General features: G+C 73.3%; 14 protein-coding genes and 1 pseudogene. 4 read left to right on the top strand and 11 right to left on the bottom strand.

Features of this window, described 5'->3' with window-relative positions:
* Window positions 1–24 precede the first annotated feature (24 nt).
* The 9 genes and pseudogenes from ruvA to pgsA all read right to left on the bottom strand — a co-directional run bounded on the left by ruvA (window position 25) and on the right by pgsA (window position 8,257).
* A complete protein-coding gene (gene ruvA / locus IF55_RS01120; protein WP_030879636.1) occupies window positions 25–648 on the bottom strand; it encodes a Holliday junction branch migration protein RuvA in 624 nt (207 codons plus the stop codon).
* On the bottom strand, window positions 645–1,196 hold the full coding sequence (ruvC, locus tag IF55_RS01115; protein WP_030879634.1) for a crossover junction endodeoxyribonuclease RuvC: 552 nt from the start codon (window positions 1,194–1,196) through the stop codon (window positions 645–647). The genes ruvA and ruvC overlap by 4 nt, the downstream gene beginning before the upstream one ends.
* 291 nt (window positions 1,197–1,487) lie before the next feature.
* A complete protein-coding gene (locus IF55_RS01110) occupies window positions 1,488–2,240 on the bottom strand; it encodes a YebC/PmpR family DNA-binding transcriptional regulator (RefSeq protein ID WP_030879632.1) in 753 nt (250 codons plus the stop codon).
* Between the two features lie 62 nt (window positions 2,241–2,302).
* Entirely contained in the window at window positions 2,303–2,920 is a 618-nt protein-coding gene (gene pdxT / locus IF55_RS01105; protein WP_281180897.1) for a pyridoxal 5'-phosphate synthase glutaminase subunit PdxT, read from the bottom strand.
* Between the two features lie 425 nt (window positions 2,921–3,345).
* Window positions 3,346–4,251: a pyridoxal 5'-phosphate synthase lyase subunit PdxS gene (gene pdxS, locus IF55_RS01100; RefSeq protein WP_030879627.1), complete on the bottom strand. Its 906-nt coding sequence runs from the start codon at window positions 4,249–4,251 to the stop codon at window positions 3,346–3,348.
* A gap of 260 nt (window positions 4,252–4,511) precedes the next feature.
* Window positions 4,512–5,060 (bottom strand): LemA family protein, encoded by a 549-nt coding sequence (locus IF55_RS01095; protein WP_030879625.1) that lies wholly within the window; start codon window positions 5,058–5,060, stop codon window positions 4,512–4,514.
* A 187-nt stretch (window positions 5,061–5,247) separates the two neighbouring features.
* Window positions 5,248–6,408: a glycosyltransferase family 4 protein gene (locus IF55_RS01090; RefSeq protein ID WP_030879623.1), complete on the bottom strand. Its 1,161-nt coding sequence runs from the start codon at window positions 6,406–6,408 to the stop codon at window positions 5,248–5,250.
* Between the two features lie 302 nt (window positions 6,409–6,710).
* Window positions 6,711–7,598 (bottom strand): annotated as a pseudogene (locus IF55_RS01085) (phosphatidylinositol mannoside acyltransferase); the annotation flags it as partial.
* On the bottom strand, window positions 7,595–8,257 hold the full coding sequence (gene pgsA, locus IF55_RS01080) for a phosphatidylinositol phosphate synthase (RefSeq protein ID WP_030879617.1): 663 nt from the start codon (window positions 8,255–8,257) through the stop codon (window positions 7,595–7,597). The pseudogene IF55_RS01085 and the gene pgsA, both read right to left, overlap by 4 nt.
* Before the next feature lie 393 nt (window positions 8,258–8,650).
* Here pgsA and IF55_RS01075 point away from each other — a divergent pair, with 393 nt between their 5' ends.
* From IF55_RS01075 to IF55_RS01060, 4 genes are all read left to right on the top strand, one after another.
* Window positions 8,651–9,865 carry a sensor histidine kinase gene (locus IF55_RS01075; protein ID WP_245661015.1) on the top strand — a complete coding sequence of 405 codons (1,215 nt, stop codon included), beginning with the start codon at window positions 8,651–8,653 and terminating at the stop codon, window positions 9,863–9,865.
* A 233-nt stretch (window positions 9,866–10,098) separates the two neighbouring features.
* Complete coding sequence (locus IF55_RS01070) at window positions 10,099–10,737, top strand: response regulator (RefSeq protein ID WP_037963826.1); 639 nt, start codon at window positions 10,099–10,101, stop codon at window positions 10,735–10,737.
* Window positions 10,738–10,913: 176 nt separating this feature from the next.
* Window positions 10,914–13,112: an elongation factor G-like protein EF-G2 gene (locus IF55_RS01065; protein WP_030879606.1), complete on the top strand. Its 2,199-nt coding sequence runs from the start codon at window positions 10,914–10,916 to the stop codon at window positions 13,110–13,112.
* Between the two features lie 170 nt (window positions 13,113–13,282).
* Window positions 13,283–14,932 (top strand): hypothetical protein, encoded by a 1,650-nt coding sequence (locus IF55_RS01060; RefSeq protein WP_030879604.1) that lies wholly within the window; start codon window positions 13,283–13,285, stop codon window positions 14,930–14,932.
* Between the two features lie 55 nt (window positions 14,933–14,987).
* Here IF55_RS01060 and IF55_RS01055 read toward each other — a convergent pair whose 3' ends face one another.
* Together IF55_RS01055 and IF55_RS01050 are read right to left on the bottom strand one after the other, a co-directional pair.
* Complete coding sequence (locus IF55_RS01055; RefSeq protein WP_245661014.1) at window positions 14,988–16,181, bottom strand: YncE family protein; 1,194 nt, start codon at window positions 16,179–16,181, stop codon at window positions 14,988–14,990.
* The gene (locus IF55_RS01050; protein WP_037963763.1) at window positions 16,178–16,972 is read right to left on the bottom strand and encodes a polysaccharide deacetylase family protein; all 795 of its coding nucleotides are present in this window, start codon (window positions 16,970–16,972) and stop codon (window positions 16,178–16,180) included. The genes IF55_RS01055 and IF55_RS01050 overlap by 4 nt, the downstream gene beginning before the upstream one ends.
* Window positions 16,973–17,026 lie beyond the last annotated feature (54 nt).

The following is a 17,026-nucleotide window of genomic DNA, read 5'->3' as shown; positions in this document are numbered from 1 at the left end:
GGCGGTGGCGGGCGGGTACGGCCGTCAGCGGGCCCGGTTCAGGGTCTGCAGCGCGGCGCGCAGCAACTGCGGTACGGCCGGCCGGCCGCCCTCGGCGATGGCCGCCTCCGCCTGCGGGGCGACGGCGACGACCGCCTCGTCGGCCTCCCGGGTGGCGTAGCCGAGGCCGATCAGTGCGGCGGTGAGCTGCTCGCGCCAGCCGGGGCCGGCGGCGCTGCCGACGCCGGCGTCCGCGCCGGGTCCGACCGGGTCGCCGAGGCGGTCCTTCAGTTCGAGCAGCAGCCGCTGGGCGCCCTTCTTGCCGATGCCGGGCACGGCCGTCAGGGCCTTCTCGTCGCCGGTGGCGACGGCGCGCCGCAGGGCGTCGGGGGCGTGCACGGCGAGCATCGCCTGGGCGAGGCGGGGGCCGACGCCGCTCGCGGTCTGGAGCAGTTCGAAGACCTGGCGCTCGTCGTCGTCGGCGAAGCCGTAGAGAGTCAGCGACTCCTCGCGGACGACGAGGGAGGTGGAAAGCTTGGCGGGCTGTCCGACGCGCAGGGCGGCGAGCGTGCCGGGGGTGCACTGGAGCGCCATGCCGACACCGCCGACCTCGACGACTGCGGTGTCCGGGGCGAGGGCCGCGACCCGGCCGGAGACGAAGGCGATCATCGGGTGCCTTTCGGGAGACGTGCGGGGGCGAGCGTGCGGCGGTGGGCCGCGACGGCTTCCTGGAGGCGGTTGGTGGCCGGGGCCCGCCAGATGTGGCAGATGGCGAGGGCCAGGGCGTCGGCCGCGTCCGCCGGCTTCGGCGGCGCGTCCAGCCGCAGCAGCCGGGTGACCATGGCGCCGACCTGCGCCTTGTCGGCGCGGCCGGAGCCGGTGACGGCGGCCTTGACCTCGCTGGGGGTGTGCAGCGCGACGGGCAGTCCGCGGCGGGCGGCGCAGAGCATGGCGACGGCGCTGGCCTGGGCGGTGCCCATGACCGTGCTGACATTGTGCTGGCTGAAGACGCGCTCCACGGCGACGCACTCGGGGCGGTGCTCGTCCAGCCACTGCTCTATGCCGCGCTCGACGAGGACGAGCCGCTGGGCGACCGGCGCGTCGGCCGCGGTCCGTACGACGCCGACGCCCGCCATCCGCAGGGGCCGGCCCGCCACGCCTTCCACCACGCCGATGCCGCACCGGGTAAGCCCCGGGTCCACGCCGAGTACGCGCACGGTGCCCCCACCCTTCCTTGGCTCCTTGGCCGACTGTTCACGCAGGTTACCGGCTGCCACTGACAACGACCGGGTGCGGGCACGCCCATGGCCCCGACCGGCGGTGGCGCGGCGTCGGAGGGCGGGTCGGACGGCGCGCGGCGGGAACGCGGGCGGGGGTGCGCACGGCACGCCGAAGGCCGCACCGGACGGCGGGTCCGGTAGGGGGCCGGGGTCGGCCGCCGACATGACGAACGGGCCGACGGAGCATCCCGTCGGCCCGCCCGTACCCGCCCGTGCGCGGTCAGCGGCTCAGGCGTCCACCTTGGCCATGACGTCGTCGGAGACGTCGAAGTTGGCGAAGACGTTCTGCACGTCGTCGCTGTCCTCCAGCGCGTCGATCAGCTTGAAGATCTTGCGCGCGCCGTCCTCCTCCAGCTCCACCTGCATGGTGGGGACGAAGTTGGCGTCGGCCGAGTCGTAGTCGATGCCGGCGTCCTGGAGAGCGGTGCGGACCGCGACCAGGTCGGTTGCCTCGCTGAGCACCTCGAAGGAGTCGCCGAGGTCGTTGACCTCCTCGGCGCCCGCGTCCAGGACCGCGCCGAGTACGTCGTCCTCGGTCAGGTCGGCCTTGGGGACGATGACGACGCCCTTGCGATTGAAGAGGTAGGACACCGAGCCCGGGTCGGCCATCGAGCCGCCGTTGCGGGTCATCGCCACGCGTACGTCCGAGGCGGCGCGGTTGCGGTTGTCGGTGAGGCACTCGATGAGCACCGCGACGCCGTTCGGGCCGTAGCCCTCGTACATGATCGTCTCGTAGTCGGCGCCACCGGCTTCGAGACCGGCGCCGCGCTTGACCGCGGAGTCGATGTTCTTGTTCGGCACCGAGCTCTTCTTCGCCTTCTGGATGGCGTCGAAGAGGGTCGGGTTGCCGTCGACGTCGGGGCCGCCGGTGCGGGCCGCGACCTCGATGTTCTTGATCAGCTTCGCGAAGAGTTTGCCGCGCTTGGCATCGATCACGGCCTTCTTGTGCTTCGTCGTAGCCCATTTAGAGTGGCCGGACATCCGCGTGTCTCCTTCGCGTAACCAATTCTTGAATGAACGCCTGCGATCCTACCGGGGCGAGCTCACAGGGTGGCGCGCACCATGTCGACGAAGAGCGCGTGCACCCGGTGATCGCCGGTGAGTTCGGGGTGGAAGGACGTGGCCAGCACGCGGCCCTGCCGGACGGCGACCGTGTGGCCGTCGTGGACGGCCAGCACCTCGACGCCGGCGCCCGTCGACTCGACCCACGGCGCGCGGATGAAGACGCCCTCGACCGGCCCGCCGGAGACGCCGGCGACCTCGACGGCCGCCTCGAACGACTCGTTCTGCCGGCCGAACGCGTTGCGGCGCACGATCATGTCGATGCCGCCGAGGGTCTCCTGGTCCTCCCTGCCGTCGAGCAGCTTGTCCGCCACCATGATCATGCCGGCGCAGGACCCGTACACGGGCAGCCCGGCGCGTACCCGCGCGCGCAGCGGTTCGAGCAGCCCGAAGGCGACGGCGAGCTTGGAGATCGTGGTGGACTCCCCACCGGGAATCACCAGCCCGTCCACCTCCGCCAGCTCCTGCGGACGGCGAACCGGCCTCCCCACGGCACCGGCCTCCGCGAGAGCGACCAGATGCTCACGCACGTCGCCCTGAAGAGCGAGCACTCCGACGAGGGGACGGCCAGGAGCGGGTTCGAACTGGGACAGGGACACGGAGTGGACACCTTTCAGATTTGTGACGCCGACGGGGCCCTCCCGGGCCCCGAGGACCGCGGCCTCGAGGGTCGAGGCCCGCGCGAGTCGCACTGGGCGCGGGTCGTACGGGCGTGGGAGCCGCGGTCGTACGGCGCCCGCGGGACCGGGCCCCTGAGCCTGCGGGAGCCGCGGTCGTACGGGCCGCGGGGCCGTGACCACGCGAGCCGCGAAAGCCGCAGTCGTACAGGCCGTGGGGCCGGGATCGCGTGGGCCACGGCACCCCGTGTCCGTACGGACGGCAGACGCCCTGCCCGTACGGGCCACGGCCCCGTGGTCGTACGAGCGCCGGAGCTGGGGCGCCGGGGGGCGCAGCAGTCCGGCGTTGGGCGGGCCGGGGGCCGTGGGTGTGCGTACGGGGCGTCCATCGGTCGGTTTCGGCGCGGCTACCAGCCGCGCTTGGCGTAGCGTTCGGACTCGGGGAGGGTGTCGCAGTTGATGCCGACCATGGCCTCGCCGAGGTTGCGGGACGCGTCCGCGATGATCTTGGGGTCGTCGTAGAAGGTGGTGGCCTTCACGATCGCCGCGGCCCGCTTGGCCGGGTCGCCGGACTTGAAGATGCCGGAGCCCACGAAGACCCCCTCGGCGCCGAGCTGGCGCATCAGCGCCGCGTCGGCGGGGGTGGCGACGCCACCGGCGGAGAACAGCACGACCGGCAGCTTGCCGAGCTCGGCGACCTCCTTGACCAGCTCGTACGGCGCGCGCAGCTCCTTGGCCGCGGCGAACAGCTCGTGCGAGTCGAGGGCGCGCAGCCGGCCGATCTCGCCCTTGATCTGCCGCATGTGGCGGACGGCCTCGACCACGTTGCCGGTGCCGGCCTCGCCCTTGGAGCGGATCATGGCGGCACCCTCGGCGATCCGCCGCAGCGCCTCGCCGAGGTTGGTGGCGCCGCAGACGAAGGGGGTGGTGAACGCCCATTTGTCGCTGTGGTTGACCTCGTCGGCCGGGGTCAGCACCTCGGACTCGTCGATGTAGTCGACGCCGAGCGACTGGAGGACCTGGGCCTCGACGATGTGGCCGATGCGGGACTTGGCCATGACCGGGATGGAGACGGCCTCGATGATGCCGTCGATCATGTCCGGGTCGGACATCCGGGCCACGCCGCCGTCCTTGCGGATGTCGGCCGGGACCCGTTCCAGGGCCATGACCGCGACGGCGCCCGCGTCCTCGGCGATCTTGGCTTCCTCGGGCGTGACCACGTCCATGATCACGCCGCCCTTCAGTTGCTCGGCCATGCCGCGCTTGACGCGCGCGGTACCGGTCTCGGGGCTTGCCGCGGGGGTGGTGGACACGTGATGACCTCGCTATCAACGGCTGAGTCGCTGCGTGAACCACCGAACCCCACCCGTACGACCTGCGGAAAGAGCCAATCCGAGGCCGGTGGCCCGTACAGCCGGTCGGCGACCGCACGAGCGCCGCCGCCCGCCGTACGGACGGCGGTGGCGGTAGGGCCCGTCCCCGACCCTGGCCGTACGGGCGCCCCCCGGCCCTACGGGCGTCCCTGGCCGTACGAGCATCAGTGACCGTACGGGCGTCCCTGGCCGTACGGGCGTCAGTGGCCCGCGTGCGTGTGCTCGGTCAGGACGGGCGGCGGCTCGTCGTCCATCTCGAAGGCCAGCGGGAACGGCGCGTGGCCGGCCAGCCGGAACCAGCGCACCACCCGGTGCTCGCGCACGGCCCGCGCCGCCCGCACCGAGTCGTTGTGGAAGCGCCGCGCCATCGGCACCCGGCGCACGGCCTCCGTCAGCTCCCGCACCGACTCCTCGCCCCCCGGCGCCTCCTGTACCGCCTCGACCTGCGCCGACTCGGCGAACACGGCGCGCAGCGCCTGGCTCAGCTCGCTCTCGGCGACCTCCCGTTGCTCCTCCTCGGCCTGCCGGGCGGCGTGCGCGGCCTGGTAGAGGACGATGGACGCCGCCGGGTCCAGCACCCCCGAGGTGCCCAGCTCCTGCGCCACCGACGCGCGCCGCAGGAGCTGCGCGTCGAGCGCGGCCTTCGCCGCGTCGATGCGGCTGTGCAGCCGGTCCAGCCGCCCCGCGGTCCAGCTCAGGTAGACGCCGATGACGACCAGGGCCGCCGCGATCCAGATGAAAGTGGTCACGCCGGGTCACAGTACCGGCCGCCGCGGCCCGCTCCCGGCGCGGACGCGGGCGGAGGAACAGCGGGGGACAGCGGGGGGCCAGGGGAGGAACACGACCGCGGGAGGCGGAGGCAGCGCCCGCCGACGGCCGACTCCGACGTAGGCCCCGCCGGTACGCCCTGCCCCTCGGTCCAGGGTCAGTTCCGGGTCAGTCCCGCGCCAGCCCGAATCGCGCCCGCAGGCCCGCCCGTTCGTCCGCCGCGACGGAGGCCGCGCCCGCCGTGACCATCTCGTAGACGGCGAGGATCTCCGCCCCGACCGTCGACCAGTCGAAGCGGCGCACGTGCCGGCTGCCGTGCTCGCTCAGTTCGGTGCGCCGCTTCGGGTCGCCGAGCAGCCGGATCGCCGCGGCGGCGAGCGCGTCGGCGTCCTCATTGGCGAACAACTCGCCCGCCGTGCCCTGGTCGAGGACCTGCACGAAGGCGTCGAGGTCGCTGGCGAGCACCGGGGCCCCCGCCGACATCGCCTCGACGAGGATGATCCCGAAGGACTCGCCGCCGGTGTTGGGGGCGACGTACACGTCGACGCTGCGCAGCAGCCGCGCCTTGTCCTCGTCGCTGACCATGCCGAGGAACTCGACGCGCCCGCGCATCTCCTCGGGCAGGCTCGCCACCGCCTCCTCCTCGTCGCCGCGCCCGGCGACGAGGAGCCTGGCCTCCGGGCATTCCGCGAGGATCTTCGGCAGCGCGCGCATCAGGACCGGCAGTCCCTTGCGCGGCTCGTCGATGCGGCCGATGAAGCCGATGGTGGAGCCCTGCCACTCCGCCTTGGGCTCGGCGTCGGCGAAGAAGCCGACGTCGACGCCGTTGGGGATGACGACCGCGTCCCCGCCGAGGTGTTCGACCAGGGTCCGGCGGGCGTACTCGCTCACCGCGATGCGCGCGCTGATCTTCTCCAGGGCGGGCTGGAGGATCGGGTACGCGGCGATCATGAAGCGGGAGCGCGGGTTGGAGGTGTGGAAGGTCGCCACGATCGGGCCCTGCGCCGCCCAGCAGGCGAGCAGGCCGACGGACGGGGTGCCGGGCTCATGGATGTGGATCACGTCGAAGGCGCCGTCGTGCAGCCAGCGGCGCACCCGGGCGGCCGACAGGAAGCCGAAATTGAGCCGCGCGACCGAACCGTTGTAGGGCACCGGTACGGCACGTCCGGCGGAGACCACGTACGGCGGCAGCGGTGTCTCGTCGTCCGCCGGGGCCAGTACGGACACCTCGTGGCCGAGCCGGATCAGGTGCTCGGCGAGGTCGCGGATGTGGAACTGGACGCCGCCGGGGACGTCCCACGAATACGGGCAGACGATCCCGATCCTCAAGGCTTCTCCGTTCCGGAGCTGTCATCGGAGTGGGGCTCAGGTCTGGTCCCGGCACCGGGGCGGGACTCGCGGTCCGCACCGGAGCCGGGGTCGGGGTCCGCGCCGGGACGGGGCCCGGATTCCGCACCGGAGCGGGCCTCCGCGTCCGCACCGGAGCCGGGGCCGGCGTCCGCACCGCGGCCGGACCCGGAGTCCACACCGGAGCGCGGCTCGAAGTCCGCGCCGGAGCTGGGCTCGGGCACCGCGCCCGGTCCGGACACGGAGGCGCCGCCCGGAGCGGACTCGGCTCCAAGGCCGCCCCGCCGCGGTTCGAGGTCGGCGAGCCACAGGCGCTGGAGCATGTGCCAGTCCTCCGGATGCTCGGCGATGCCCGAGGCGAACGCGTCGGCCAACTGCTGCGTCATGGCGGCGGCCTGCTCCGCACGGGTCCCGGTCTCCGGAACCTCGATCTCCGGGTGCACCCGGCCGCGCATGATGGGTGTTCCGTCGTACCAGAGCGTGACCGGCAGCAGCAGCGCCCCGGTCTGCCGCGCCAGCATGGCAGGGCCGGCGGGCATCCGCGCGGTCTCGCCGAAGAACTTCACCTCGACGCCGGAGGCGGAGAGGTCCCGGTCGGCCACGAGGCAGACCAGGCCGCCCGCGCGCAGCCGCCGGGCCAGCGTGCCGAACGCGCTGCCGCCGGTGTGCGGCAGCACCTCCATCCCCAGCCCCTCGCGGTAGGCGACGAACCGGTCGTACAGCGTCTCGGGCTTGAGCCGCTCGGCGACCGTGGTGAACGGCACGCCGAGCTTGGTGGTGACCCAGGCCCCCGCGAGGTCCCAGTTGCCCAGGTGCGGCAGGGCGAGTATGACGCCGCGGCCGCTGGCCAGGCCGTTCTCCAGGTGGTGCACGCCCTCGGGGGTGAAGCCGGCGCGGATGCGGTCCTTGCTCCAGGCCGGCAGCCGGAAGGACTCCATCCAGTAGCGCAGGTACGAGCGCATGCCGGCCTTCGACAGTTCGGCGAGGCGGGCCGGGGTGGCGTCGGGGACGACGCGCGCGAGGTTCGCCTCCAGGCGCAGCACGCTCTTGCCGCGCCGCTTCCACGCGGTGTCGGCGATCTGCTGCCCGAGCCGTACGGCCACGGGTTCGGGCAGCTTCTTGACGGTGCTCCAGCCGAGCCCGTACAACGCGTCGGTCAACCGCTCCTTCATGCCGTGTCGCCCCCCTGGGCCAGCGCCTGCGCGTCCGCCTCGGCGGCCTCGCGGCGTACGGTCACCACCCGCTGCACCAGCGTGACGAGGCTGCCGACGGCCACGGCCCACAGGGCGATCGGCAGCAGTACCTGGATGCCCGGCACGCCGAACTTGTGCAGTCCGGAGAAGCCGCAGGCGACCAGGGAGATGACGAGCCGCTCGGCGCGCTCGACGAGGCCGTTGACGTTCACCGGCAGGCCGATCGCCTCGCCGCGCGCCTTGGTGTACGAGACCACCTGGCCGCTGGCGAGGCAGAAGATCGTCACCGCGCAGAGGACGAGGCTGTCGCCGCCGCCCGCGTACCAGAGCGCGAGGCCGCCGAAGATAGCGGCGTCGGCGACCCGGTCCAGCGTGGAGTCGAGGAACGCGCCCCAGCGGCTGGAGCGGCCGAGCTGGCGCGCCATGTTGCCGTCGACCAGGTCCGAGAAGACGAACAGGGTGATGACGACGGTGCCCCAGAAGAACTCGCCCTGCGGGTAGAAGACCAGCGCGCCGGCCATGACACCGCCGGTCCCGATGAGGGTCACCGCGTCGGGGCTGACACCGAGCCGGATGAGCAGAGCGGCGAACGGCGTGAGAACACGCGTGAAGAACGCACGCGCGTACTTGTTCAGCATGGCCTTCCCGGAGGTCGAATCGGGCCGGATGGTCAAGGGGCCACCGGCTGGCCCATCGTAGTCACGCGACACGCGCACACCGCGAACGCATCGCGCCCGGCGACCATGGCGCTCGTCACGGCCGCCGAACCGCCAACGCGCCGGGGGCGCGGACGGCCCGCCCGTGCCATGGCGCTCGCGGCGCGTACGGACCGACCGCGCCCAGTGCACCCGCGCCGGGTGTGCTCGCGCCATCGCCGGCAGCCGCGCCGTACGGACAGGCCGCCGGGCCCCGTACGAGCACCCCAGCCCCAAGGCACGGTCCCCGCCCCGGCCGACCGGCCGAGGTCGCCCGGTCCGTATCGGCCGATCGGCCGACGGCGCGGCCGGGGGTCGGTGCGTAGCCTCGGGGCCGTGAGAGATCGCGTACCGTTCCCCCGTTTTCGCGCGCAGTATCTGGCCGTCTGCGCGCTGTACGCGGCGCTCGCGCTGCTATGGGTGGCCGATTTGTCGTCGGCGCGGGCGGGGCACGCCGGGGCCGGGCCGCGGGCGTGGCTGTTTCCGGTGGTGGGGCCGGTGATCGCGGGGCTGGTGCTGCTGCCCGCGGCCCGGCCGCGTGCCGTGACGTGGCGGATGGCGGCCGCGGTCGTGCTGTCCTGGCTGCTGACCGGCTTCCTGCTGCTGCCCGGCGAGCGGATCGTGAACGGCGCGTGGGGGCTCCTGGAGACCGCGTGTCTGCTGGTGGCCCTGGTGCGCGTCGCGCGGAAGGAGGGGCCGCCGGGCATGGCCGTCGCGCTGAGCGCGGCCCTGGGTCTCGCGGTCATCGTCGTGCCCCTGCGCATGGCCGAGCTGAACCTGATGGTCGCCTTCTCCTTCCTTCTCACCTTCTGCGTCGGCGCGGCCATCGGCCTCGGCAGTTATCTGCGCGTGCTGGACGGCCGCCGCGTCCGCGCCATCTCCGCCGTCCGCGAGGGCGAACGGCGCGAACTCGCCCGCGACCTCCACGACTTCGTCGCCCACCACGTCACCGGGATCGTCATCCAGGCGCAGGCCGCCCGCACCATCCGCCAGACCGCGCCCGAGCAGGTGGACCCGCTGCTGGAGGGCATCGAGCGGGCGGGGGCGGAGACGCTGGACTCGATGCGGCGGCTGGTGCGCGTGCTGCGCGAGGAGGAGGGCGAGCCGCTGCGCCCCGGCGACACGCTCGATGAACTGCCGTCCCTTGTCGCCGAGTTCACCCGCAACGGCGGCCCGCCGGTCGCCCTGGAGGTCACCGAAGCGGCCCGCCGGGCCCGGCTGGGGCCCGAGGTGGAGACGTCCGTACAGCGCGTGGTGCGGGAGGCGCTGACCAATGTGCGCCGGCACGCCCCCGCCGCGCCGTCGGCCGACGTCCGTATCGACGCGGACGCGGAGCGGCTCACCGTCCAGGTCCGCAACGCCCCTTCCCCCGAGCGGCGGTTCGCGCCGCTCGGCGGGCGCGGCGGCTTCGGCCTGCTCGGGCTGCGGGAGCGGGTGGAGGCCGTCGAGGGCGAGCTGCGGGCGGAGCCGACGGCCGACGGCGGCTGGCTGGTCGCCGCCGCCTTCCCCGCTCCGGGCGGCGCGGGGCCCATGGCAGGATCACCCCGGTGAGCAGCTCCACGACGCCCGTATCCGCGCGGCCCCTGTCCGGTACGCCCATATCCGCGAAGTCCCCGGCCGGTACGCCCATATCCGCGCCGCCCGCAGCCGAAAGGCCCGCAGCCGGAAAACCCGCCCCCGAGGCTCCCGCATCCGAAAAGCCCGCCGCCGAGACGCCCCCCTCCGGCGCGCCCGCCCCCGAGGCCCCCTCGCCCTTCTCCCCCGCCGCCGAGACGACCGTCCTCATCGCCGACGACCAGGAGATGGTCCGTACCGGCTTCCGGCTGATCCTCGACGCGCAGCCCGGCATCACGGTGATCGGCGAGGCGGCGGACGGCGCCGAGTGCGTCGAGGCCGCCCGCCGGCTGCGCCCCGACGTGTGCCTGGTGGACGTGCGGATGCCGCGGCTCGACGGCCTGGAGGTGACCCGGGTGCTCGCGGGCCCGGAGGCCGCCGATCCGCTGCGGGTGGTCATCGTCACCACCTTCGACCAGGACGACTACCTCTACACGGCGATGCGGCACGGGGCGTGCGGCTTCCTGCTCAAGGACGCGGGGCCGGGGCTGCTGGTCGAGGCGGTGCGGGCGGCGGCGCGCGGCGACGCGCTGGTCTCCCCGGCCGTGACCGTACGGCTGCTGGCGCGCCTCGGCGAGCAGCGGCACAGGCCGGCGGCCCGGGCGGGGGCCGCGCTCACCGGCCGGGAGACGGACGTGGTGCGGCTGGTCGCGGTCGGCCGGACCAACCAGGAGATCTGCCAGGAGCTGTTCCTCTCCCTCTCGACGGTCAAGACGCACCTGGCGAGCGTCCAGTCGAAGCTGGGGGTGCGCAACCGCGTCGAGATCGCGGCCTGGGCGTGGGACACGGGCGCGGTCAGCTCCCGCTGACGGCGGCACGGGGCCGGCGGGCCCGTCTTCCGGCCGCCTCGCGAAGGTCCATTTCCGGCCGATGAGTTGATCTTCGTCCGGCCGGTCCCGTTACGGGCGCGTGTGCGATGTATGGACGCACCATGGCCCCGGTGGAAAGCTCGACATACCGCAGTGTCGACCGGGAGGCGAGACACATGGGCGACAAGACGAGTACGCACCCAGGGGCCGCCGGCAGGGCAGTGGCGGCCGACCGGCCCGGCTCCATTCGGAATGTGGTGCTGGTCGGCCACAGCGGGTCCGGGAAGACGACTCTGGTGGAGGCCCTGGCGCTGGCGACCGGCGCGGTGAACCGGGCCGGACGGGTCGAGGACGGCGGCTGTGCCTCCGACTACGACGAGATCGAGCACCGCCAGCAGCGCTCCGTACAGCTTTCGCTGATCCCCGTGGAGTGGGGCGGCATCAAGATCAATCTATTGGACACCCCCGGCTACGCCGATTTCGTCGGGGAGCTGAGGGCCGGTCTGCGCGCCGCGGACGCGGCCCTCTTCATCGTGTCGGCGGCCGACGGCGTGGACGGCGCCACCCGCATGGTGTGGGACGAGTGCGCCGCGGTGAACATGCCGCGCGCCCTGGTCGTGACCCACCTCGAAGCCGCCCGCGCCGACTTCGAGGAGATGACGGAGGTCTGCCGGCGGACGCTGGGCGGCGACTCCCCCGACTCCGTGCTCCCCCTGTACCTGCCGCTGCACGGCCCCGAGGGCCCCGACGGCCACGCGTCCGTCACCGGGCTCATCGGCCTGCTCTCGCAGCGGGTCTTCGACTACTCCACGGGCGTACGGACCGACGAGCCGCCGGACGCGGCGCACCTGCCGCGGATCGAGGAGGCGCGCAACCGGCTCATCGAGGGGATCATCGCCGAGAGCGAGGACGAGACCCTGATGGACCGCTATCTCAGCGGCGCGGAGCTCGACGTCAAGACGCTCGTCGAGGATCTGGAACGGGCCGTGGCGCGCGGCAGGTTCCACCCCGTGCTGGCCGCCGCCCCCGCCGCCGAGGGCGCCCGGCAGGGCCTGGGCACCGTCGAGCTGCTGGAGCTGATCACCGGCGGCTTCCCCACCCCGCTGGAGCGCGAGGCGCCCGCCGTCGCGCACCCCGGCGGCGCCCGGCGCCCTCCGCTGGCCTGCGATCCGGCGGGCCCGCTGGCTGCGGAGGTGGTCAAGACCTCCTCCGACCCCTACGTCGGCCGGATCTCCCTGGTCCGGGTGTTCTCGGGGACCCTGCGCCCGGACGAGACCGTGCATGTCTCGGGCCACGGGCTCCAGGACCGCGGCCATGAGGACCACGACGTCGACGAGCGGGTCGGGGCCCTGTCCTCGCCGTTCGGGAAGGTGCAGCGCACGGTCCCGGAGGCCATCGCGGGCGATCTGGCCTGTGTGGCGAAGCTGGGTCGCGCGGAGACCGGCGACACGCTCTCCGCCAAGGACGACCCGCTCCTGATGGAGCCCTGGGTGATGCCGGACCCGCTGCTGCCCGTCGCCATCGAGGCGCACAGCAAGGCCGACGAGGACAAGCTCTCGCAGGGCCTCGGCCGCCTGGTCGCCGAGGACCCCACCATGCGGCTCGAACAGAACCCGGACACCCATCAGGTGGTCCTGTGGTGCCTGGGCGAGGCCCATATGGACGTGGCGCTGGAGCGGCTGCGCACCCGGTACGGCGTGCAGGTCGACACCGTGCCGCACAAGGTCTCGCTGCGGGAGACGTTCGGCTCGAAGGCGGCGGGGCGCGGGCGGCACGTCAAGCAGTCCGGGGGCCACGGCCAGTACGCGATCTGCGAGATCGAGGTGGAGCCGCTGCCGCCCGGTTCGGGCATCGAGTTCGTCGACAAGGTGGTGGGCGGCGCCGTGCCCCGGCAGTTCATCCCGTCCGTGGAGAAGGGCGTACGGGCCCAGGCCGCGCGCGGTCTCGCCGCCGGGTACCCCCTCGTCGACGTGCGGGTCACCCTGCTCGACGGGAAGGCGCACTCGGTGGACTCCTCGGACGCGGCGTTCCAGACGGCGGGCGCGCTCGCGCTGCGGGAGGCGGCGGCGGACGCCCGTATCCATCTGCTGGAGCCGGTCGCCGAGGTGCGGGTGCTGGTCTCCGACGAGTTCGTCGGGGCGGTGATGAGCGACCTCTCCGGGCGGCGCGGCCGGGTGGTGGGCACCGAGCAGTCGGGGGCGGAGCGCACGCTCGTACGGGCCGAGATCCCGGAGATCGAGATCGGCCGGTACGCGGTGGACCTGCGGTCCCTGTCGCACGGCACCGGGCGGTTCAGCCGCTCGTACGCGCGTCACGAGCCGATGCCGGCGCAGCTCTCCGACCGGATTCGGGAACAGGCCGAGAACGGCCGATAGTTCGCGAGCCGCCCGCCTCAACTCGGTTGCGACGGGCGGCTTCCCGATCTCCGGCGACACGGGGTGGACACCGCCGATACGCTGGACCGGCAGCTCACAAGGTGTGGCGTGAGCGGGAGTCGGGAACAGACCGCAACACCAGGTGTGCGGCGTTGGGGGCGGTAGTGGCTATAGGGGACGCGTTCGACTTCAGTCCGGGGGCGCAGGTTCCGCTCTCGGGTGCGGCCGGGCAGACGGCGGCGACGCAGGCGCTCGCCTCCGCGGCGTACCGGGACGGCCCGATGGACGAGCTGCTCAAGGCCAACTCGGACACGGCCACCTCCGAGGTGCAGAAGCCCCGGTTCGCGCTGCTCGAACCCAACCTGGGCGAGGCGTTCTCGCGCGCCGTGCAGAAGCGCATGATCGACGAGGGCCGCAAGCCGCTCATCCAGTCCTTCGGCATCGAGCCGCAGACCGTCGTCGAGCACTGCCTGGCCGCGCTGCGCATCCGCAAGCAGCGCGACACCCAGCTCACCGTGATCATGGTCGTCTTCGGGCTGCTCTTCCTCCCCGGCGTGCTGCTGTGGCTCGGCGGCTTCCAGCTCCGCCGGCTGATCGCCGGGGCCCAGAACAAGCGGGCCGGCGTGCTCGGCACGGCGCTGCTCCTCGCGCTCGCCGTGCTCGGCGTGATCTTCATGATCAAGCTTCCGTTCAACGGCTTCTGGGGCGTCTACCTGCGCGCGATGCTCATCGCCCCGCTCATCGGCGGCTTCTGGGCGAAGATCATCTGCGAGCGCACCGCGAAGGATCTCCGCGACCGCTGGAGCGGCCTCCTCTCCGGCGGCGGGGTGGGCGCGAAGATCCCCGAGGCGGTGCCGAAGAACCCCGGCGAGAGCGCGGCCGAGCGGCTGCGGCAGAGCCTGGCCCACCTCAGCGCGGAGCAGCGCAGCAACGTCGTCTACTACGCCGGCCCCAAGGGCATACTCGGCATGGGCACCCGCTGGGGAAGCTGGCAGATGGCCGAGGACCTGGTCCCCAGCGACCCGGAGAAGGAGATCCACCCCTTCCGCAGTTGGGACGTGGTGCGCGCGGTGTACGACCAGCTCCAGCTCCTGGAGCGCAGCCCGCTGCACACCGGCGGCTTCACCCCGCCCTTCGTGGAGCACTGGGTGGTCTCCCCCATCGGCGAGGGCGCCTCGGAGGTCTCGCGCCCCGGCGGCGGCGAGAAGGGCTCGTACGAGATAAGGGGCTCGGAGCTCCAGAAGATCTGCAACGAGCAGCAGTTCGGCAGCGGCAACCGGCACTACCTGGGCGTCCAGTTCGTGCTGTGGGACGGCCAGTTGGTGATCACGCTGCTGATCACCGTCACGGTGCTGCACAAGACGCTGCGCATCGAGATCACCGGGCACGCGCTGGGCCCCGTCCACCCGATGTTCTCGAACAAGCCCAAGGCCCGTACGAAGGAGGTCAAGGGGCTCAAGTTCTGGGCGCCGACCCAGAAGACCCTGCCGATCGTGCACGCCCGCGAGGTCGCCCGGCTGACGGCGCGCGCCCCCCTCACGTGGTACCCGCCGCTGCTGGAGTACTGGGGCGGCAAGCTCAAGCTCCCCGAGCCCTTCGGCCTGCGGCACGCCTGGGCCGACAAGCCCTGGCGGCACCGGTTCATGGCGGACGACGCGATGCGCGCGGCCACGCCCGTCCTGCGGGTGGTGCACGAGGCGGCGCTGCGCGTACTGGAGGAGAACGGGGTGGACATCACGAAGTTCGGCAACCGGGCGGCGTTCCTCAGCGGTGCGATCCAGGACCCGTCGCCGCGCAAGGCGGACGACTACGCGGGCTGAGGCGCGCCGCCTCCGGCAGGCACCCCAGCGTCCGCCTCCGGCAGGCACCCCGTCGTCAGCGGAAGATGCCCGTGTGGCCGAGCGAGTAGCGGCCGGGCTGCGGGTAGACCGCCAGTCCGTGCGGGCCGCTGCCGACGGGGATACGGGCGAGCTGGCGGCCGCTGCCCGTGTCGATCGCGTAGACCTCGGCGTCGTACCGGCCGGAGAGCCAGAGCACCTTGCCGTCCGCCGAGACCCCGCCCATGTCCGGGCTGCCGCCGTCCGGCAGCCGCCACTTCTTCACCAGCTTGCGGCTGGGCAGGTCCAGGACCGAGATGGTGCCCTCGCCGCGGTTGGAGATGTACATCGACTTCGAGTCGCGGGAGACGTAGAGTCCGTGGGCGCCCTTGCCGGTGCGCATCAGGCGCGGCTCGGTGAACTTGTCGCCGTCCAGGACCCAGACGCCGTGGGCCATCATGTCGGCGATATACCAGGTCTTCCCGTCCGAGGAGATCTTCACGTCCTGCGGCATCGCGCCCTGGAACGGCAGTTTCCGCTGGCCGGTGACCTTCATGGCGGCGGTGTCCACCTTCAGCAGCTCGCCGGAGAACTCGCAGGAGACGATGAAGTACCGCCCGTCGGGCGAGAAGTCGGCGTGGTTGACGCCGTGGCAGCTCACCGGGACGGTCTTCTTCACGGCCATGGTGTGCGGGTCGCGGAAGACCAGTTGGCGGTCCATGGAGGCCATCACGACGGCGTATTTGCCGTCCGGCGTGAAGTAGAGGTTGTACGGGTCGTGGACGTCGACGGGCTTGCCGGCCTTTCCGGTGGCCGGGTTCAGGGGCGTCAGCGAGTGCCCGAGGTCGTTGTTGACCCACAGGGTCTTCAGGTCCCAGGAGGGCACGACGTGCTGCGGCTGCCGGCCCACCGGGATCGTCTCGACGACCTTGTACGTCTTGGGGTCGATGACGCTGACCGTGTCGGATTCGGTGTTCGGCACGTAGACGCGCGAGGGGAAGTCCTTGACCACCGGGGACAGGGCGTTCGGCCGGTCCGCGGCGTAGAGGTCGTGCGGATCGAGCAGCGGCGGCATGCCCGGCAGCCCGGGGGCGGCGGCGGGGGTGGAGGCGCGCGGCCGCGGCGTGCGGCCGGCGGCCTCGTCGCTGTGGCCGCCGCCCCCGCAGCCCGTCGCGAGCAGGACGCCGGCGACGGCCAGCAGGGCGGTGCGGCGGAGGGCGCGAGGAGTGGGCCGGGTCATGAGGGCAGTCATGAGGTCAGCAGCTCCGTAGTGGTCACGGCGCGCAGGCCGCGCCGGTGCAGGCCGTCGAGGATGCCGGGCAGCGCGGTGAGGGTACCGGCGTGCCCGAAGTGCAGGGAGACCACCGAGCCGGGCCGGACGGCGGCCAGGACGGTGCGGCGCACGGCGTCGCCGCCCGGGTCGGTGTAGTCGAGGGAGTCCACGTCGTACGAGAGGACGTGCGGGTAGCCGGCCTTCGCGGCCAGCCGGGCGACCCGTTCGGTGGCGTACTGCGCGCGGGAGGGCCGGAACCAGCGGCCGATGGAACCGGTGAGCCGCCGCAGCCGGTCGGCGCACTCGGTGATCTCGGCGTACGCGGCCGTCCCGGACATCGTGGAGATGTCGAGGTGGCGCATGGTGTGGTTGCCCAGCTCGTGCCCGCCGTCGAGCACCCGGCGGGCCATCCGCGGCGCCTCGTCGAGCCACTGGCCCACGGCCAGCACCGTCAGCCGCGCCCCGGCCCGCTCGGCCTCGGCGAGGAGCGCGGTGGCGAGCTTCGGGTCGCCGCGGCCGTGGAAGGTGAGGGCCACCGCGGTCCCGGCGCGCGGCCCGTGCGCGATCTGGGCCGGGAGCCCCCGGGGCAGCGGCCGGGCCGACGCCGCCGGTACGGGCGTGGGCGCCGGGTCCCGGGCCGCCGACGGCGCGTGCCGGGCGTCGGTGGCGGCGCGGTCCCCCGCGCAGCCCGGCAGCAGCGCCCCGGCGGCCGCGCCGGCTGTGGTCCCTGCGGCGGCGCGCAGCACACCGCGGCGGTGAAGGAAGGTCACCGGTCCATCAGACCGTCTTTGTCCGCGATGCGCGCGCTGATCCAGTTTTCGGGT

Source organism: Streptomyces varsoviensis, assembly GCF_000718635.1.
Taxonomy (GTDB): domain Bacteria; phylum Actinomycetota; class Actinomycetes; order Streptomycetales; family Streptomycetaceae; genus Streptomyces; species Streptomyces varsoviensis.
Note: the sequence above shows the minus strand (reverse complement) of the source record. Positions and strands in the feature narration are given on the sequence as shown.